17 protein-coding genes are annotated in these 17,548 nt (G+C 66.1%); 6 read left to right on the top strand and 11 right to left on the bottom strand.

Annotation, left to right across the window (positions count from 1 at the left end):
- Positions 1-52: 52 nt before the first annotated feature.
- From ACFC3J_RS13150 to ACFC3J_RS13135, 4 genes are read right to left on the bottom strand one after another with little or no spacing between them, the layout of a single operon-like run.
- On the bottom strand, positions 53-991 hold the full coding sequence (locus ACFC3J_RS13150; RefSeq protein WP_375196618.1) for a TauD/TfdA dioxygenase family protein: 939 nt from the start codon (positions 989-991) through the stop codon (positions 53-55).
- 31 nt (positions 992-1,022) lie between these two features.
- Positions 1,023-2,453, bottom strand: a complete 1,431-nt coding sequence (locus tag ACFC3J_RS13145) for an MFS transporter (RefSeq protein ID WP_375196617.1) — start codon at positions 2,451-2,453, stop codon at positions 1,023-1,025.
- A 20-nt stretch (positions 2,454-2,473) separates the two neighbouring features.
- Entirely contained in the window at positions 2,474-4,903 is a 2,430-nt protein-coding gene (locus ACFC3J_RS13140) for a TonB-dependent receptor (protein ID WP_375196616.1), read from the bottom strand.
- An 8-nt stretch (positions 4,904-4,911) separates the two neighbouring features.
- On the bottom strand, positions 4,912-5,112 hold the full coding sequence (locus tag ACFC3J_RS13135; RefSeq protein WP_375196615.1) for a hypothetical protein: 201 nt from the start codon (positions 5,110-5,112) through the stop codon (positions 4,912-4,914).
- Between the two features lie 32 nt (positions 5,113-5,144).
- Between ACFC3J_RS13135 and ACFC3J_RS13130 the strand changes: the two genes are divergently transcribed.
- Positions 5,145-5,351, top strand: a complete 207-nt coding sequence (locus ACFC3J_RS13130) for a hypothetical protein (RefSeq protein ID WP_375196614.1) — start codon at positions 5,145-5,147, stop codon at positions 5,349-5,351.
- 262 nt (positions 5,352-5,613) lie between these two features.
- On the opposite strand, the gene ACFC3J_RS13125 is transcribed toward ACFC3J_RS13130, so the two are convergent.
- Complete coding sequence (locus tag ACFC3J_RS13125; RefSeq protein WP_375196613.1) at positions 5,614-6,462, bottom strand: MucR family transcriptional regulator; 849 nt, start codon at positions 6,460-6,462, stop codon at positions 5,614-5,616.
- Between the two features lie 641 nt (positions 6,463-7,103).
- A complete protein-coding gene (locus ACFC3J_RS13120; protein WP_192668656.1) occupies positions 7,104-7,379 on the bottom strand; it encodes an HU family DNA-binding protein in 276 nt (91 codons plus the stop codon).
- Positions 7,380-7,738: 359 nt separating this feature from the next.
- Between ACFC3J_RS13120 and ACFC3J_RS13115 the strand changes: the two genes are divergently transcribed.
- The 5 genes from ACFC3J_RS13115 (at position 7,739) to ACFC3J_RS13095 (ending at position 14,446) form a co-directional block, all read left to right on the top strand.
- A complete protein-coding gene (locus tag ACFC3J_RS13115; RefSeq protein WP_375196612.1) occupies positions 7,739-9,445 on the top strand; it encodes a ShlB/FhaC/HecB family hemolysin secretion/activation protein in 1,707 nt (568 codons plus the stop codon).
- 41 nt (positions 9,446-9,486) lie between these two features.
- Complete coding sequence (locus ACFC3J_RS13110; RefSeq protein WP_375196611.1) at positions 9,487-10,047, top strand: 2OG-Fe(II) oxygenase; 561 nt, start codon at positions 9,487-9,489, stop codon at positions 10,045-10,047.
- A 478-nt stretch (positions 10,048-10,525) separates the two neighbouring features.
- Positions 10,526-11,947, top strand: a complete 1,422-nt coding sequence (locus tag ACFC3J_RS13105; protein ID WP_375196610.1) for a hypothetical protein — start codon at positions 10,526-10,528, stop codon at positions 11,945-11,947.
- 196 nt (positions 11,948-12,143) lie between these two features.
- Positions 12,144-13,358, top strand: coding sequence for an autotransporter domain-containing protein (locus ACFC3J_RS13100; protein ID WP_375196609.1), 1,215 nt, complete (start codon positions 12,144-12,146; stop codon positions 13,356-13,358).
- A gap of 86 nt (positions 13,359-13,444) precedes the next feature.
- Positions 13,445-14,446 (top strand): ParB/RepB/Spo0J family partition protein, encoded by a 1,002-nt coding sequence (locus ACFC3J_RS13095; RefSeq protein WP_375196608.1) that lies wholly within the window; start codon positions 13,445-13,447, stop codon positions 14,444-14,446.
- Here ACFC3J_RS13095 and ACFC3J_RS13090 read toward each other — a convergent pair.
- The 5 genes from ACFC3J_RS13090 to ACFC3J_RS13070 all read right to left on the bottom strand — a co-directional run bounded on the left by ACFC3J_RS13090 (position 14,436) and on the right by ACFC3J_RS13070 (position 17,545).
- Entirely contained in the window at positions 14,436-14,885 is a 450-nt protein-coding gene (locus ACFC3J_RS13090; protein WP_375196607.1) for a hypothetical protein, read from the bottom strand. The genes ACFC3J_RS13095 and ACFC3J_RS13090 overlap by 11 nt on opposite strands.
- A gap of 1 nt (position 14,886) precedes the next feature.
- Positions 14,887-15,318 carry a TadE/TadG family type IV pilus assembly protein gene (locus ACFC3J_RS13085; protein ID WP_375196606.1) on the bottom strand — a complete coding sequence of 144 codons (432 nt, stop codon included), beginning with the start codon at positions 15,316-15,318 and terminating at the stop codon, positions 14,887-14,889.
- Positions 15,318-15,497 carry a Flp family type IVb pilin gene (locus ACFC3J_RS13080; RefSeq protein ID WP_375196605.1) on the bottom strand — a complete coding sequence of 60 codons (180 nt, stop codon included), beginning with the start codon at positions 15,495-15,497 and terminating at the stop codon, positions 15,318-15,320. Before ACFC3J_RS13080 ends, ACFC3J_RS13085 begins: the two co-directional genes overlap by 1 nt.
- Positions 15,498-15,566: 69 nt before the next feature.
- A complete protein-coding gene (locus ACFC3J_RS13075; RefSeq protein ID WP_375196604.1) occupies positions 15,567-17,345 on the bottom strand; it encodes a TadG family pilus assembly protein in 1,779 nt (592 codons plus the stop codon).
- Positions 17,342-17,545 (bottom strand): hypothetical protein, encoded by a 204-nt coding sequence (locus ACFC3J_RS13070; protein WP_375196603.1) that lies wholly within the window; start codon positions 17,543-17,545, stop codon positions 17,342-17,344. The genes ACFC3J_RS13075 and ACFC3J_RS13070 overlap by 4 nt, the downstream gene beginning before the upstream one ends.
- Between the last annotated feature and the right edge of the window lie 3 nt (positions 17,546-17,548).

Genomic DNA, 17,548 nt, shown 5'->3' with positions numbered 1-17,548 from the left:
GCGGCCCAGTGGGCCGAAGGTCGGGGGAGGGGGGAAGGGGGCTTGAACCCTCTCAGGCCGCTTCGGCGATGCGCGGCGTTTCCGTCTTGATGTTCCGGCTTTGGCGGCCGTCGATCGACACCGGCACGGCGCCCGCGATGGTTGCGCGGCGCAGCTGGCGATGTTGCAGGCCGAAGTCGGCAATGGCGCGATGCTGGGTGGCGCGATTGTCCCAGATGGCGACGTCGCCCGGCTGCCAGCGCCAGCGCACGGTGTTTTCCGGCCGGGTGACATGATCCTGAAGAATCGCGAAGAGCCGCTGGCTGTCCGCCTGATTCAAGCCGACGAAATTCTTGAAGAAATGCCCCAGGATCAGCGAACGCTCGCCCGATTCCGGATGGACATGGACCAGCGGATGTTCGGTCTCATAGACGGTCGAGGCAAAGACTTCGCGGTGGCGCCTGATCGCATCCTCATTGGCGTCGCCGACGACCGCGGCATAATCATAGAGGTTGCTGTGGACCGCCCATAAAGTGTCGGCCAGCAGGCGCAGCGGCTCGGGCAATTCCTCATAGGCGCTGGCAGTGTTGGCCCATGTCGTGTCGCCGCCCGCCTGCGGAATGACGATGGCGCGCAGGATCGACGCTTCGGGATAGGCGGGTACGAAAGTGACGTCGGTGTGCCAGCTCGACGCGGCGCGGCCTTCCTTGCTGTCCAGCTCCAGCAGATATTTGGAGCCGGGGACGACAGGGACGGTGGGGTGGGCGACGGGCTTGCCGAAACGTTCGGCAAAGGCCTCCTGCCCCGCGTCGTCAAGCTGATGCTGATCGCGGAAGAAGATAACCTTGTGCCGGACCAGCGCGGCGCGGATCGCGGCGATGGTGGCGTCGTCCAGATCGCCGCCCAGCGCGATGCCGCGGATTTCGGCGCCGATGCGGCCCGCGACGGGCACGACCTCCAGCGGGCCTTGCGCGTCGGCGGCGTTCAGGAATTTGTGGGTCAACAGGGTCATGGTCAGTCTCCTTGTGCTTCGAGGGGGGAGTTCAGGCGGCGGTCGCGTCGCGCTGGTGGAGGGCGCGGCGGATTTCGGCATGGGCGGCTTCGTTGAGCGGGAAGCGCCGGATGATGAGGGCGGCGGCGATGTGGGCCAGAGCCGGGCCGAGGGCGAAGACATATTTGAGCGCTTCCAGCGCCTCGGGCGCATTGCCGGGTCCGGCGCTGAAGCCCGCCCATCCGATCAGCGGCAGGGCGATGCCGATGCCGATGGCCGGGCCGAGCTTCATCGACAGGGCGAAGACCGAGAAGAACAGGCCGGTGCGGTCATGGCCGGTGCGCAGACGGTGGGCGTCGGAAACGTCCGCGACCATGGCGCGCAGCATCAGATTGCCCGATCCCTGCGTCACGCCCTGCGCGATGGTGAGCGCGATCAGCAGCGGCAGGCCGCCGGGAAAGACGAACAGCAGGGCGATGTTGATGGCGGCCTGCGCCAGTTCGCCGGTGATGGCGGCTTCGCGCTTGCCGATGCGGGTGCCGATCCGTTGCCAGACCGGCGCGGCGGCGATGCCGAAGATGAATTGCAGCAGATAGAGGCCGCTGGCCCAGGCGGGCAGGCCCATATACCAGACGGTGAAGAAGACGATCAGACCGGCGCGGATCGACTGGCCCGCCGTCACCACCGTGTCGGAGGCAAGGACGCGCAGCAGCAGCCGGTCGGAAAAGACGAGACTGGCGGCGCGCCAGAAGCTCTGGCGCCCAAAACCATGCTGGGGCGCCGTTTCGGGCAGCGGCGGCTCCGGCACGGAAAAGAGCGTCAGCAGCAGCGAAGGCAGCAGCGTGACCAGCACGAATCCGCCCACCAGTTGCAGCTTCAGAGTGCCGTTGCCGGGATCATACTGGTCGAGGATCGTCGGCAGCACCAGCACCGCGAGCAGGCCGATGGAGCGCAGCAGCGTCTGATAGGCGACGACGCGGGTGCGGCCATGATAATGGGCGGTCAGCTCCCCCGACCAGGCGGAGGAGGGGATCTCCACCATCGACCAGCCAAGATAGAAGAGGAACAGCACCCCCGCGAGGTAAGCGGGCGTCACCAGGGCGGCGGGCGGGAAGAAGAGCAGGGCGGAGGACAGGCCGAAGAGCAGGCCCCCCGCCGCGATCCAGGGCCGCCGCCGTCCGAAGCGGCTGCGGGTGCGGTCGCTCAAGGCGCCGACGATCGGATCGGCGGCAACGTCCCAGAAACGGCCGATGAGGAAGATGAGGCCGATGGTGGCCAGCGACAGGCCGAATTTGCTCGCATAAAGCTGCGGCACGAAGAGGGCGAGCGGCAGGCTCGCCCCCCAGGTCGGCATGGCGACGGCCGAAAAACCGGCGAGGCGCAGGGCGGAAAGGGGCTTTTCCCCTATGCTGTTGCCGGAACGGTGATCGGGCCGGACGGCAGCGCGATCGATATGATATTCCGCATAGGGGAGGGTAGCCATGATGCGTCTCCTTTCGGCCTTCAGAATTTGGTGCGCAGCGTCACGCCCGCGGTGCGCGGATCGCCCACGGTGGCGGTGACAAGGCCGGTGTTCGCGACCGACAGCGTGTCGACATAGTCCCTGTCGAACAGGTTCTTGGCCCAGATCGACAGGTCGAACGCGCCATCCTCCGTGCGGAAGCCGATGCGCGCATTGGCGATGCCGTAGCTGGGCACCAGCGAGTAACGGCTGTCGGACACGGCGGTATAGTAAGAGGAGCGCCAGCTATAATCGGCGCGGCCGTAAAATTCCGCCGAACCCAGGGCCGTCTCGCCCAGCGGCACGGCAAAGTCGCCGCCCGCGCTCCAGGACCAGCTCGGCACGCCGGACAGGGGCTTGCCGGAAAGATCGCTGACCGGCGATCCGCCCGTGGTCGGGTTCAGCGCTTCAACCGGCGTCGGCCCGTTCCTGAAGTCGACATAAGTGGCGTCGGTATAGGCGAGCGAGGCGTTGAGATTGACATGGCTGGACAGGGCCAGCGCGCTGTCCAGTTCGAAACCGCGTGCGCGCGCCTGCGGAATGTTGGTGATATAGTTTCGCGAAGCATTGCTGCCCGCAATCTGCTCCACGATCGCGGTCTGATAGTCGAAGATGTCGGTCCAGAAGGCCGCGCCGTTCAGGGTCAGCTTGCCGTCCCAGAACTGGCTCTTGATGCCCGCTTCATAATTGTCGACCTTCTCCGGGCCGACTGCGGCGCTGACGCCGGCGGGATTATTGGTGAGGTTCAGCCCGCCCGACTTGTTGCCCCGCGAATAGCTGGCATAGACCAATATATCGGGCGTCACCTTGTAGGACAAAGTCGCGAGGCCCGACAGGCTGTCGTCGGTGAAGCCCACCGAATAGCTGGCGACGGGCGCCAGACTGTTGCGCAACGTTATCGCGGCGGCGCGTTGGGCGACGCTCAGGCTGGAGAGGTCATTCCCCTGCGCCCACCATTGATTGAAGCTGCCCTGCTTCTTTTCATGGGTATAGCGCAGGCCCAGAGTCAGCGACAGTCTGTCCGGGATCAGGTCGTAACTGGCCTGACCGAAGAGGGCGGCGCTCTTCGTTTCGGGGTTCGAGGTCGATCGGGCGACGAAGCCGCTGACGGCGGCGTTGCTGACCGCCGGATCGGCGTTGGGGAACAGCCAGTTGGGAGCGTCGGACCCGTAGCCCGACGCGCCATAGCCGTTGATGATCTGCCAGAAATAATAGGCGCCGATCGTGTAATGGAGGCGGCCCTCGCCATTATTGCCCAGGCGCAGTTCCTGGCTGAACTGGCGCTGGCGATTGGCCTGTTGCGCCAGAGTGTTGACGGACAGCGGGGTGGAGTCGGCATCATTGGCCGGGTTCCAGTTCCACTTGCGATAGGCCGTCACCGAGGTCAGCGTGACGGGACCGAGATCCCAGTCCGCCTTGCCCGACACGCCCCATTGGGTCATGTTCGCCTGAAAATGGGCGTCGACATCGACGGTTCGGGCGAAGGGGTCGGCCGGCAGCGGCGTATAGCCGGCCCGCGCAGCCCGCTGATTGAAATTATTGGCGATGGCCGTGCCGTCATCATAGGTGGTGAAGACTGTGCTGGGCAGACGGACGCAGCAGTTCAGCGTCTGTTTGGCATAATCGCCGATCAGCCGGACGGTGAAACTGTCGTCGGGTTTCAGCAACAACTGTCCGCGCGCAGTGAAATTGTCGTAATCATGGACGCGTCTGCCGTCATGGACGTTGCGCAGGAAGCCGTCGCGATGGGTGTCGGCGACGCTGATCCGGGCCGCCGCCCAATCCGCGATCGGGCCGGTCACCGACCCGCGCAACTGATGGAAGCCATAATCGCCCAGCGTCGCTTCGGCCTGACCGCCAAATGCGAATTCCGGCTGGCGGGTGGTGATGTTGATCGCGCCCGCAGTGGTGTTCTTGCCGAACAAGGTGCCCTGCGGTCCGCGCAGCACTTCAATCTGTTGCAGGTCTACCAGATCGAACTGGCTGGCGCCGACACGGCCATAATAAACATCGTCGATATAGACGCCGACGCCATTTTCCAGACCGTCATTGGTCAGCGCCACATTCGATCCCAGACCCCGAATATTGATATTCGTGTTGCGCGGGTTGAAGCTGAACAGCTGAAGACTGGGCGCGACCTGCTGCACGGCGGCCAGAGCATAGTCGCCACGCTGTTCGAACAGGTCGCCGCCGACGACGGACAGGGCAACCGGCACATCCTGCGCATCCTCGGCGCGGCGGCGGGCCGTGACGACGATGCCCCCGGCAAAATCCTCCTCCGTGCCGGCGGCTTCCGGCGCCTCAGGTGAGGCGTTGGGCGTCTGGGCGGCGAGCGCCGCCGCATGCAGCAGCGTGAAAGCGGCCCCGGCCAGCAATAGTGACCGCGCAGCAATTGGGGACGGCAGGCGCGGCGACGATGAAAGGAAAGGCATGAAAAAGGTTACTCCCTGAGGTTCTTCTTTGTTTGCGGTGATTTGGCTTTGGGTGAGGGGCATTGCCCGCTCAGTGTTCGCGCCACATCGTCGCCATAGAGGGCGGAGGCTGCCTGAAGCAGCGATACGGAATAGCTCTGCGCCGCACTGTCACGGCCGGTTTGCGACAGGCCCGATCGTTGAAGTGCTGATCGCCGAAGACCGGGCATAATCGCCCCTTTCCCGACGCAGCAGCGCCGGAATGAACAGGATCACGGACAGTCTATGGGTGCGCAAAACCCTATGGCTGGCGGCGGGACCGGTTAAGACTGATGATGTCAGCCAGTCCGTTCAGAACGCTGCGGCTCTAAGGATTGTTGATATTCTGCATCGCTTCTTCCCCATAAATATTGGGGGGAACACGATCCTGGCGTTGTCGCCTGAAATCGTGCGCTTTAGCCGTTGGTAACGCGGAGCAAGCTGCATCCCGATCAAAAGCCGCGGGTCATGATTTGCAATGTTGTCATCCGACACGGAGACCAGCCGTGCCGCCTTGGCAATCTCTACTTAAAAGATAGATTGATTCTGGCAAGCCAAGTTTTGCTTGCCGGGGGCCAAGCTGCGCTGGTCCGTTCGATCGCCGCGACGGAGTTGGTGCGCGCCCGATAAGCAAAGCCCCGACCGGCCTGTCGGCGGTCGGGGCGAAGCTGCGTCAAACGGGTGAGACGATGTCAGCTGGCCTGCGGCTCGGGAGCCTTGGGCGCTGCAGCGGGCTTTTTCTTGGCCGCCTTGGCAGGGATCGGCTTGCCATTGGCTGCAGGCTTGGTTGCCGGAGCGGCACCCTTCTTGTCGGCCGTCGGAGCGGCGATCGAAAGCCGCTTGCGCGCCGCGGCAGGCTTGGCTGCGGGCTTGCTCTCGGCGGGTTTTGCCGGGCTTGGCTTGGCGTCAGCCGCCTTGGGCGCTGCGGCCTTGGGTTCCGCCTTGGGCGCGGCAGGCTTGGCAGCGGGCGCCGCCGGCTTCGCAGGCGCCTTTTCAGCAGCGGCCTTGGCCGGTGCCGCCTTCTTGGCGGCGGGCGCCTTGGTCGCGGCAGGCTTGGCGGCCGGAGCCTTGGGCGCTTCGGCGGTTTTGGCGGCGGGCGCCGGAGCGGCGGCTGCGGCCGGCGCCTTCTTCGCGCTCACCGGCTTCTTCCCCAGCCCTAATTTGGTGGCGACTGCCCGGCGCGCTTCCGAATAGTTGGGCGCAACCAGCGGATAGGTTTTCGGCAGGCCGTAGCGTTCGCGATATTCAGCCGGCGACAGGCCATGGCTGGCCAGATGGCGCTTCAGGGTCTTGTACGGCTTGCCGTCGATCATGCTCAGAATATGCTCGGGGGAAGACAGGCTTTTGCGGACCGACACGGCCGGCGTGTAAGTCGGCGTCTCCGCCTCGGCAGGCTTGGCTGCCAGATCATCAGTCAAGGCCACGCGCGTCGTTCGAATAAGCTCGGACAGGCTTTCGCTCGTCACCGAGTTGTTGGAGACGAAGGCGCTCAAAAGCTGAACAGTGAGCGTCGTGATGTCAGGCTGGTTATTTTCAGACATTGGCCCCGCTTCCCATTTTTCGACGGCAGATTTGGTCTTTTGCGCGGTTTCGGCGGAAAAGTAAATCCGGAACAACAAAAGAGGTGATGGACCGGCCGAATTGGTATGGCTCCCTTCCGAACTCTTGTATCGCTATGGCACAAAATAAGAGGACAGCTGCGCCTCGACGACCGATTTTGACTGGTTCTGGGAATCCGGCAGCATGGCTGTTTCAAGTTGAGGGAACTACATGCAAAAGCTCATGTTGCCGCGTGCAGCCGACTATTCACTGACATGGGTGAAAGCGCTGCTCAAAACTGTATCCGCCGGCAACGGCTGTCCCCGCGTAAAAAAAAGGCCGGTCTTGCGACCGGCCTGCCGAGTTTTAGGAGAGGATGCCTGAAAGGCCTGTCCCTAATGACGGTGGCGGGCCGGATTGGCAAATGCGAAGCCCGTTGGTGCGATTGCATGGGTTGCAACCCGCCTCGCCATGCCTCGCGCAAGGACGGCTTTTCGTGGCCCGCCCGATCCCGCCGCAGGTTTCCGGTGCGCGCAAAAAAGATGCGCGCCGGACCAGGAGGACCGGCGCGCATCATGTGTATCGGAGCAAATATGCCCGGATCAGTTCCGATGCCGCCAGCCATCGCCAGCGGCCAGAGGCATCAGCCGTTCAGCTGATCCTTGACGGCCTTCGCCGGGGTGAAGGTCAGCTTCTTCGAAGCGGCGATCTGGATCACCGCGCCGGTCGAAGGATTGCGGCCTTCGCGAGCCGGCTGGTCCTTGACCTTGAACTTGCCGAAGCCGTTCAGCGACACTTCTTCGCCCTTCGCGGCGGCACCGGCGATCGCGGAGAAAACGCCGTCGACATATTTGCGCGCATCGGCCTTGGTCAGGCCATGATCGGCAGCCAGTGCTTCGGCGATTTCGGTGTTATTCATGATCATCTCCCTTTCGTGGACGCATGGTCTTAACCTGACTTTTCCCGCTCAACCAGTCCTTTGCGACTGGAATTCGCCGAAAAACAGCCGGAAAATCGACTGGGTTCCGGATTTTGAGACGAAAATGGCGGAGCGTGCGGCGTCGATCCCCGCTTTTTGGTCCGATCCGACTCCGGTCCGGCCGGATCAGGGTCGCGCCGGAATGGTCGCAGTTGATCGCTCCGCCGCCTGTCTCCGCTTGGCGCCAAGCCTTTCCGAATGCTTGCCGAAACAACCGATCCGGTCGCGGTTGCAGGTGAAGGCGCTGGCAATTTCTTCCATCCTGTGCCCGCTTCGATGGCAGAAATTTGGAACAACTGATGCGGGTCTTGATCGGGACGGGATGGCGACGGCGTGTGGCGGGGCGGCTTGTCCCGATGCTGTGCCTTCTGGCGCTGGCGGGACCGCTTGCCGCGCAGGAAGCCGCGCCCGGTGCGTCGGGAACGGCTCCGACAATCGATCGCGACCGTCCGGATCGGCTGGAGCCGCAGATTGCGCCTCCTGACGCAGCGCCCCCCCGGTCCCCTACACTCAATGGCGCGCCGCCCATCCAGATTGCGCCCGCCGCGCCGTCCGCCCCCCGCACGCTTCTCACGCGGCTGCACTATGTGGGCACATCCCTGCCATCGGCTCAGCTGGACGCGGCGGCGGCGCCCTATATCGGCCGCCCCCTGACGGCTGCGACCCTGCAATCCGTCGCCAATGCAGTCAGCGCCGCATATGCGAAAAGCGACATCGCCTTTTATTCCGTCTCCATCCCGGCGCAGATCCCGGTCGGGGGCGTGTTGACGGTGCGGCTGGTTGAGGGGCGGGTGCGCGACTATCGGTTGAGCGGCCTGTCGCCCAGCACACCCACAGGCCTCATAGCCGTGCACATGCAGCGGCTGATGCGCGACACGCCGCTGCGCAAGAGCAGGCTGCAGCGCGCCCTTTCCCTGTTGCGCGACATTCCGGGGCAGACGGTCGACGCGCAGGTCCGACAACTGAGCCAGCCCGGCGACCTGCAGATCGACCTCATCGTCAGGCGCAGGCAGCTTCAGATCGGGTTGCTGATCGACAATAGCGGCGTCAGCAATGTCGTCGACGGGGTGCAGGCGCAGGCGTCGGTCACGATCAACGGACTGGCGCGGGAAGGGGACAGCACGAAAATCTCCGCCTATCTGCCCTTCACTCCCGATCGTTATCAATATTATTCGCTCAGCCACGGCACGCCCATCGGCAGCGACGGCATGACGCTGACCGCGCAGATCGCCCATATGCAGACCCGCTCGCGCGACAGCCGGATCAAGGGCGAGGCGACGCTGGCGGGCGTAACGCTCACCTATCCTTTGATCCGATCGGTCAAAAGCAATGTTGCCATCACCGCTTCGCTCGACGGGGTCGACAGTAGCAACTATTTTCTCGACATCCGCTTTGGGGACTATCGGTCGAGGGCGGCGCGATTGGGCGCATCCTGGTCGCATGCCGACGCGACCAGCGGTTACGCCCTTTCGGCCGTCGTCAGCAAGGGGCTGAACGCTTTGGGCGCGAGGCCCTTTACCGGCTTTTCCGAAACCGGCTTTACCAAAGTCAATATCGGCGCCGTGCTGGTCCAGCCGATTACAGGGAAGCTGACGGTCAGAACAATATTCAAAGGCCAATATTCGAAAGACGAACTGCCGGTCACCGAACGGTTCGCGCTGGGCGGCCGGGGGGCGGGCATGGCGTTTCGCACCGGAACGCTGACGGCGGAACAGGCCGTCGCGGGCAGCGCCGAACTCAGCTGGTCCTTGCCCGCCAGATCCCCGCTGCTGCGCAAGACGACCCTGTTTGCCTATGCGGATGGTGCAATCGCCCATGCCACGGCACGGCCGGTCTATGGCCTTGCCGCGCAGGACCATGCGCTGGCGTCGGCGGGCGGAGGGGTCCGGATCGGACTGGGGCCGAAATGGCGGCTCAGCGCGGAGGCGGCCGTGCCGGTCAAGCGGCCCGGCGCGGCCTATAGCCGCAAGGCGCGCTTCTTCTTCGGCGTCGGGCGGACTTTCTGAAGCGCATTTTGCGCATACGCAAAAACAAAGGGACGCAGGATATGAACAATGTTTGGGAAGTGTGGCCGTCCGCGCTGACGGGCGCGGAATGCGATGCGATCATCAAGCGGGCGGATCTTTGCGAGCAACAGTCCGCCACAGTCGGCTTCGCCCAGGGCCAGCGCAGCGACCATGGTTACCGATCATCCACCATCAGTTGGCTCGACGTCTATCGGGACAAGGATATTGTCGACCGGCTGATGCAGTTCGTCCATTCATCCAACCGGACCAATTTCGGCATCGACATTGCCGGACCCTATGAACTGCAATTCACGGAATATCATGGCCGGGCGCAGGGCAAATATGACTGGCATCAGGATATCTGGCTGGAATCGTCCCGCCCCTTCGACCGGAAATTGTCGGTCGTCGTGCAGCTGTCCGATCCGGACGATTATGAAGGCGGCCAGTTCGAATTTTTCGGCCTGCAACAGCCCGGCGCGAATTTCGCGCCACGGGGCAGCATGCTGATCTTCCCATCCTTCCTCCAGCATCGCGTCCTGCCGGTGACCAAGGGCATCCGGCGCAGTCTGGTGAGCTGGATCGAAGGTCCCCGGTGGCGCTGAACCTTTAACGGGCGTTCCAGCCCGAATTGATGACGCCCCTCTTCCGCGCCGGGAGGAGGGGCGTTTTGCTTTGCCCGTCGCGCGGCGTCTGGGGCCGGACAAAAAGCACCATAATGGAGCCATGGTGACGGCGCGCCATTTGCTTGTCCGGGCACCGGATTTGCGCGGGAGGAACGGCTTCATCACCAGGTAAAGCAGCGACAACCCTGTATTTCCGTTCATTCCGGCACGCTTTGCGTAAGTCGAGAGGCACTTTTCCACATGCAGGCAGAGGTAAAGGCGGCCAGAAACTCTGATGCAACCAGACCGGTTTCTTCTTGACGCGGCGATAAGAACCGTTCGGCCTAATTTGTTCCTGTTGCGAAATACTCGTATTCAAACAGGGAGCTATGCAATGCCACGTCACGGGCCACATCACGGATCGATCCGGTCTGGAAAGCGCACCTTATTATGCGCCACTGCGATACCGCTTCTGTTGTTGAGCGCCTGCGCCGACGGCGTCGGTTTTGATATTGGCGCGGGTGGGGGGCAATCGCCATCCGGCCCATCCGGCCCTGCGGGGCCTTCCGGGCCGACCAGCCCATCTGGCCCAAGCGGTCCTGCCGGTCCCGGCGGTCCTTCCGGTCCCGGCGGTCCTTCCGGTCCCGACGGTCCTTCCGGCCCAAGCGGTCCTAGCGGCCCGTCCGGACCCACCAGCCCCTCGGGTCCTGCCGGTCCGACTGGTCCCGCTGGTCCGGGCGGTCCCGGTGGTCCTTCAGGGCCGACCGGCCCGACCGGCCCGAGCGGTCCGACTGGTCCCACCGGACCCACAGGTCCCACAGGTCCCACAGGTCCCACCAGCCCCAGTTCGGGCGGCTCGATCATCGGTGCCTCCATCGGCAGTCAGCCGGTCCTTGGTCCGGCCGGGCCGGGATCGCTGGTCGGCGTCAACATCCTGCCGGGTGACGCGCCCGCCGGGGGAAGCGTGGCGACGGTCGACCTGCTGACCGGCGACGGCACCGTGTTGCAGGCAGCGCTGCCGACCACGACAGAGGGCGTGCAGCAGGGGCTGGCTCCGGTCGGCGCGCTGGCCGGAACCCTGCTGGGCGCGCCGGTGGGTGGCACGGTAACGCAGCTGACCGACGGCCTCGCGCCGACGATCGCGACGGTCACATCGGCCGTGGACGCTATCGCCTCTCCGCTGCTCGGCACGGTGAACGGCGCCCTCTCGCCCGTCACCGCCCCGTTGCTGGGTGAAAATGGCGCCCTCGCCCCAGTGACCGCGTTGGTCGAAAATGCGGTTGCGGGCGTGACCGGCGCGCTGGGCGGCGTTTCGGCCGATCCCGCGCTGGCGGGTCCGCTGGTGGGCGCCAATGTCGGCGGCAATGCGCTGACCGGCGCGTCGACACCCGATACGCTCGTCGGCGTCAATCTGCTGCCGTCGGACAGCGGCGCGGTCACCGGACAGCTGGCGACGGTCAGCGTGCTCTCGCAAGGCAATCTGGCCGATGTCGCGCTGCCGACCACGGCCGCAGGGGTCGAGGCCGGCCTGCAGCCCGTCGGCGCCATTGCGGGCAACGTGCTGGGCGCTCAGGCGGAGGCTGCCGTCACCCAGGTCACCAGCGCCGTGGCGCCGGTGGTCGCAGCGGCCACCAGCGCGGTCAGCAGCGTGACGGCGCCGCTGCTCGACACGGTCAACAGTCTGGCGCCCGCCCTGCCGAGCGGAGACAGCGGATCATCGCCGCTCGGCTCCGTCACCGGCGTCGTCACCGGAGCGCTCGGATCGCAACAGGGAACGGGTGATATTCTTGCTCCGGTCACCGGCCTCGTCAGCGGAGTCCTTGCGCCTGCGGCCGGATCGGGCGGGACGGCCGCGCCCGTCACCGGCCTGCTCGGCGGACTGTTGGGAGGACGCAACTGATGCCGGAGTGCGGCCCGCCATGGTCCTCATGCATGGCGGGTCGCGCTCCAGCCAAGCCCATCCCCTGATGCCCCCGAGGGGGGAGGGCGGGGGCGAGGAGGCGGTGCCCACCGCCTCCTCAAACCCTTTTGACCGCCAGTATTCAGCCGCCTTTGCGCACACGCAAAACCGTCATTCCTTTGCAAAGGACCACCCCTTGCCGACATCTTCTTTCTTCCTTCGCCATCTCGTTCAGCTTGGCGCGCTGCTGCTGGCGGGCGCGACCCAGCCCGCACTGGCTGGTCCCTACGCCCCCTACGCCGCCACCCCCGGAGAAGCCGCGGTGGGAGCGATGCTGGATGCCGCGCCCACGCACATCGGAGAGGGCGCGGCAATGCTGGCGACGATCGACGCGCTGCCCGATGCAACGGCGCGTGCCGACGCGCTGGGGCAGCTCTCACCGCGCAGCTACAGCCTGCTCCCGCGGCTGACGATCCAGTCACAGGATGCCGCCGACCGGGAAATCCGCAACTGGCTCGCGCAGCGGCGCAGCATGGCCATCGATGCCCCTGCCAGCGTGCCCGCAAGCGGCGACCGAACCATCCACATGATGCTGACCGGCGGCGTGAAACAGGCGCGATACGGGGGGCGGATCGACCGACCGGAAGCCAAGTCCGACAGCCGATCGCTGCGGTTCGCCATCGACGTGACGCCGGTTCGCGGCCTGATCGTCGGCGCGACGCTGGGCATTGACGGCATCGATGCGCGGCTCGATCGGGCGCAGCGCCCCCGCGTCACGCTGTTCACCAGCAGCATCGGGCCTTATGCCAGTTTCAACAATGGCCGCTTCTATGTCGATGCGACGGCGGCCTATACGCTCTCTGAATATAAGCTGCGGCGGCAGGTCGGCTGGGTCGGCTTTTCCGACCGCATGGTCGCGCCGGTCGACGGCGACGGCTGGGCGGCTTCCGGCGAGGCGGGGGCCATGCTGCGTGCCGGTCCGGTGCGTCTCCAGCCCTTCGCCGGGCTGCATTATCGTCATGCCGATGTGAGCGGCTTTACCGAAAATGGCGGCTCCGCCGCGTTGCAGGTCGCGCCGTTCCGCACCCAATCGCTGCGCGGCGCGCTGGGCGCCCGTCTTTCCGCCACGACCAGCGCGGGCCGGTGGACGCTGCGCCCCGCGATCGAGGCGCAATGGCAGCGGGAATTGCGCAGCCGCCCCGACAGCCGCATCGAGGCGCGCTTCGCCACGCGTGACCTGTCCATCTTCACGCTCCGGCCCACCCGGCTGGCGCGCGATGCGGGGCTGGTCAATGCCGGGGTCAGCGCAACCTGGAACAACCGGACGACCCTGCGTCTGGGCTATGCGGGCGAATATGGTTCCGACCGCCATGTCCATGCCGCGACGCTGACCGTCGGCCGCCGCTTCTGATTGCTCCGAAACGGACAGGGTTCGGCGCGCGGCGTCGTTCGAAACGGCTATTGCGTGGATCAGGATACGCAAAAAGGAAGTGATCCATGACCCGCTTCATCCGCGACTTATTGGCGACTCTCTCCTATGAGCCGCCCGCCAGACCCGGCCCCGGCGACGAAGATGCGCTCAGCCGCCTCGACGAGCGGCTTGCCGGTTTCGCTGCCAGGGGCAACGGCGCGAAAAGCGCCATCTCGATCCAGCCGGGGGAATGTTCGGTCTGGGACGGCAATCCCCGCGACCAGCCCGGCCTGACGGCGGACAGTTGCCGATCGCTGATCGAGTCCATCGCCAGCGAAGGGGGCAACCGCATCCCGGTGCTGGTGCGTCTGAATCCGCCCGGCAGCGAGCGGCCCTATCAGATGCTGGTGGGCAGCCGCCGCCGCTTTTCCGTCGACTGGCTCAACCATAATGGGCGGCCGGAACTGCGGTTGAGCGCGCTGGTCGTCGACCTTTCCGATGAGGAGGCCTTCCGCCTCGCCGACATCGAAAATCGCGAACGGGCGGACATCAGCGAACTGGACCGCGCCCGCAGCTACAATCAGGCGGTGGACCGTTTCTATGGCGGCGTGCAGTCGCGCATGGCCGAAGCGCTCAACCTTTCCAACAGCCAGTTGAGCCGCCTGCTCGCGCTGGCGCAATTGCCGGATGAGGTGGTCAGTGCCTTTGCAACGAAGGATGAACTGCGCGTGCGCTATTCCGAATTGCTGACCCCGCTGCTGCGCCGCCCCGACCAGCGCGGCCGGATGATCGCCGAGGCGCGGCTGATCGGTGAGCAGCAACAGGCGCTGGCGGCGCGGGGCGACCGGATGATCCCGCCCGCGACCGTGCTCGCCCGCCTGCGCGGCGCGGCGGCGCCCAGCGGCGGGGAGGAAGCCCGCGACATCGCGATCATCGCTGGCGGCGCCCGCATCGGCCGTGCCAAGGCCAGCCGCAGCGGCACGTTGACCGTCGACCTCAACATCACCGAAGACGCCGATCTGGACGAACTGTTCGCCCGGCTGCGGGAAACCATCGTCGCCGCACGCGGCCAGCCGATCATGCCATAAGCTGCGCCGACAGCAGCGCGATGGCGGCGATGGCGGCCATGTCGGGGCGGGGATCGGCGGCTTTGCGTGCACGCAAAAACAGAGCGGCCAACCAGAACAGCGCCGTCGCCACCGCCAGCATCAACGCCGCCCCGGTCAGGCTCAGCCAACAGGCGCCCGCCGCGAGCAGCTTGATATGCCCGCCAGTCAGCAGATGCAGACGCCAGACGCTGCTGATGGCCGCGACAAGGGCCGACAGCAGCAGCAGGCAGAGGACGCCCGACAGGCCCGCCAGCAGCGCGCCGCCTGGCCCCTGCGTCCACGCGGCAAATCCGACGCCGCCGATCGCGATCAGCCCGTAGAGCCGGTCATCGCCGCCGCGTCTCTCCCAGTGCAGGATCACCACCGGCAACAGCAGCAGGATCAGCAGCGCGCTGCCGATATGGCTTTCCCCGTTCATTTCAATAGCTCCCGTTGGTGACGACGATGCTGGCGCTGATGGTGGAGGAGGGGAGCGGGATGAACCCGGCATAGCGCATCATCGCGCTGCCGCTCATATTATAGCTGATCCGCACCCGGAACAGGCCGGTGCCGTCGGCGCCCGCCGTGACGACCGGGCCTCCGCCCGAAGACAGCAGCGCCCCATAGCCGTTGATGACCGCCTGCGCCCGGCTTTGCGCCAGTGCGGTGCGCTCCGTGGTGGACAGCCCCGCCACGGCGGCCCGCGCCCCCTCCATCGCGGCATGACGCACTCCCAGCAGCGAGGCGAAGTAGAAGGAATAGATCACGATCGCGAAAACCAGCATCAACAGGGCAGGCGCCAGCAGCGCGAATTCCAGCGCCGCCAGCCCCCGTTCGCAGGCCAGCAGGCGGCGCCGTGGCCGGCCGGCCATCAGCTCGTCGGAATGGTGTTGAACATGGTCGAGAAGGCGGCGCCCAGCTGCGTCTGGAAATTGGCGCCGACGGCGACGATGGCGGCGACCACCACCGCGCCCAGCACGGCATATTCCACGGCGGTCAGGCCCTTTTCATCCCGCGCCAGCTTGCGGATCAGCGATTTGACGGTCTTCATGTCTGTCTCCCTCTGTCCCCCCGAAAATCATGGCGGCGCGCAGGGGGTCTCGCGCAGCTGCAAAAACCCTTACACCAGAACGGGCACCCCGCACCGCGCCCCGGTCGCCCAGAGCGTCGCATGGCCGAGCTGGATGCCAAGCGCGGCCAGCAGATTGTCGAGCAGCGGATCGGCCGTCGTGCCCACCAGCCCGGCCAGCGGATTGACGATCCCGCCCAGCAATTGCGACCGCACCGCCGCCGCCGTCGCGTCGCACACGACCGGCAGGCACAGGCCGAGGATCTTCACCTGCAAGCCGTTGGCCGCGCCGATGCTGCTGCTGAGCGAGGTCAACAGCGGCCCGACCTGCGATCCATTGCCGATGCTGGCGGCCGTCCCCGGCGCGCCGGGCCGCCCGATGCGCCCCTGCCCGCCCGGACCGAAGATCAGATCGCCGCTATTCCCCATCACCGGCTGCGCCACGGCGCGGGCGTCGACGGTGATCAGCCCCAGCACATTGGCGATCCTTGCCTGACCGATGTCGGCGGCGGTGACGGGCGGCATCGGGCGGCTCATCGCATTGGCGGGCGCGGTGCCGATATAGGCGTTGATCAGCCCGCTATCGGCATGCACCGCAACCCGCGTATCGCGGGCCTGTTCGGGCGTATCGGGGCAGTCGATGGCAGTCACCCGCGCTTGCGCGGCGGCAATGTCGATCAGCACCGGCAGGGAATCCACCGACACCGCGCTGCCCAGCACGGAGATGGATGGCAGGCCCAGCAGCAATTGCAGCCGCAGCGCCGAGGTGCCGACGCTGGTTTCGCCCGCAGGGCCAAAGGAAAAGCGTGGCCGGTCGAGCGGGCCGCTGGCAATGGCAGCGATCCTGACCGTACTGCCGCTCGCCACGACGCTCAGCGCATCGGACAGGTCGATGGCGCCATTCCCCGCCTGCACCGCGAAGGCGAAGAGCTGATAGGCGTTAATCCCGGCGCGCAGGGCGGGCTGTTCATCCGCGCCGCCGACCGGCATATTCTTCCACACCCCCAGCCCGAACAGGCCTGCCAGCGGTACGGCATAGCCGTTGCTGACCTGGCCTGCGATCAGGGTGAGCGTCGCGGCGGTGGCGCTGTCCTCGGCGGCGGTGGCGGCGGCAAGGAGGAGGTCTTGCAATCCCACCGTCCGGCTGGTCAGCGCGGCATATGTTCCGCTTTCTCCCACCCGGACGGCCAGCGCGTCGAAGAACAGGCCCGCATCGACGTTGCTGGCCATCAACGCCTCCACATCGGCGGTGGAGAGCCGCAGCCTGATCCCCAGCAGCGCGCCGAGGAGGTCGTTGACGCTGTTGACCAGTCCATTGTTCACGGTCAACAGGCCCGATGTGATGCTTATGCCCGCCTCGTCGATGCGGGCGGCAGTGGCGCTTGCGGCGAGCTCTGGCAGCGGATTGGCTGCGCCCAGAACACGCGTCAGAAATTGCCGCGCAGGCTTTCCGGTGCGGATGCGCACGGCGTTGATCCGCCCATTGCCCGGACAGCGCGACAGGCTGGTGTCGAAACGTTGCGCGGCGGAGAGGGCGGCGTCGGCGCAATAGCGGCCCAGCTCGACCGACCGGAGGATGGCCGGATCATAGCCGTTGCGGCTGAGCGCATCCCGCGCCCGCGCCGCCGCCTGTGCCGGGTTCGTGGCGAGCGAGAGGGCGGCGGCGAGGGCGGCGGCGTCGGTCGCGGCGCGCAGGTCGCGCTCGCCCACATAATAAAGTCCAGCGTCCAGCGCGAACCCCGCTGCGCCGATCAGCGCCGCGCCCAGCGCCGCGATCATCGGCGCCACGGCGGCGGACCGGTCGCGCCAGAGAGGGACCAGCCGCTTCATCGCGGCTCATCCCGCGCCCGCTCGATCCGCTGGCCGATGGATTGCAGATATTGCCGCCGGATGAGCGCCGCCTCTTCCGCCGACAGTTCCGCCTCCGTCCGGGGCGGCGCCTGCAACTGCCGTTCGATCACCCGCCGCGCCTCGCTTTCCACCGGCAGGGGCGGCGGAGGGGCAGCCAGCATCATCAGGACCATCATCATCGA

The sequence above is a fragment of the Sphingobium sp. genome, assembly GCF_041987595.1.
GTDB lineage: Bacteria > Pseudomonadota > Alphaproteobacteria > Sphingomonadales > Sphingomonadaceae > Sphingobium.
This window is presented reverse-complemented; position numbering and strand designations above follow the sequence as displayed.

Bases quoted from the DNA above. Each gene is read 5' to 3' on its own strand.
- ACFC3J_RS13070 (WP_375196603.1), bottom strand. From the start codon at position 17,545: ATGATGATGGTCCTGATGATGCTGGCTGCCCCTCCGCCGCCCCTGCCG.
- ACFC3J_RS13115 (WP_375196612.1), top strand. From the start codon at position 7,739: ATGCGGGTCTTGATCGGGACGGGATGGCGACGGCGTGTGGCGGGGCGG.
- ACFC3J_RS13135 (WP_375196615.1), bottom strand. From the start codon at position 5,112: ATGCCCGGTCTTCGGCGATCAGCACTTCAACGATCGGGCCTGTCGCAA.
- ACFC3J_RS13075 (WP_375196604.1), bottom strand. From the start codon at position 17,345: ATGAAGCGGCTGGTCCCTCTCTGGCGCGACCGGTCCGCCGCCGTGGCG.
- ACFC3J_RS13080 (WP_375196605.1), bottom strand. From the start codon at position 15,497: ATGAAGACCGTCAAATCGCTGATCCGCAAGCTGGCGCGGGATGAAAAG.
- ACFC3J_RS13145 (WP_375196617.1), bottom strand. From the start codon at position 2,453: ATGGCTACCCTCCCCTATGCGGAATATCATATCGATCGCGCTGCCGTC.
- ACFC3J_RS13140 (WP_375196616.1), bottom strand. From the start codon at position 4,903: ATGCCTTTCCTTTCATCGTCGCCGCGCCTGCCGTCCCCAATTGCTGCG.
- ACFC3J_RS13120 (WP_192668656.1), bottom strand. From the start codon at position 7,379: ATGAATAACACCGAAATCGCCGAAGCACTGGCTGCCGATCATGGCCTG.
- ACFC3J_RS13095 (WP_375196608.1), top strand. From the start codon at position 13,445: ATGACCCGCTTCATCCGCGACTTATTGGCGACTCTCTCCTATGAGCCG.
- ACFC3J_RS13110 (WP_375196611.1), top strand. From the start codon at position 9,487: ATGAACAATGTTTGGGAAGTGTGGCCGTCCGCGCTGACGGGCGCGGAA.
- ACFC3J_RS13090 (WP_375196607.1), bottom strand. From the start codon at position 14,885: ATGAACGGGGAAAGCCATATCGGCAGCGCGCTGCTGATCCTGCTGCTG.
- ACFC3J_RS13150 (WP_375196618.1), bottom strand. From the start codon at position 991: ATGACCCTGTTGACCCACAAATTCCTGAACGCCGCCGACGCGCAAGGC.
- ACFC3J_RS13125 (WP_375196613.1), bottom strand. From the start codon at position 6,462: ATGTCTGAAAATAACCAGCCTGACATCACGACGCTCACTGTTCAGCTT.
- ACFC3J_RS13130 (WP_375196614.1), top strand. From the start codon at position 5,145: ATGAACAGGATCACGGACAGTCTATGGGTGCGCAAAACCCTATGGCTG.
- ACFC3J_RS13085 (WP_375196606.1), bottom strand. From the start codon at position 15,318: ATGGCCGGCCGGCCACGGCGCCGCCTGCTGGCCTGCGAACGGGGGCTG.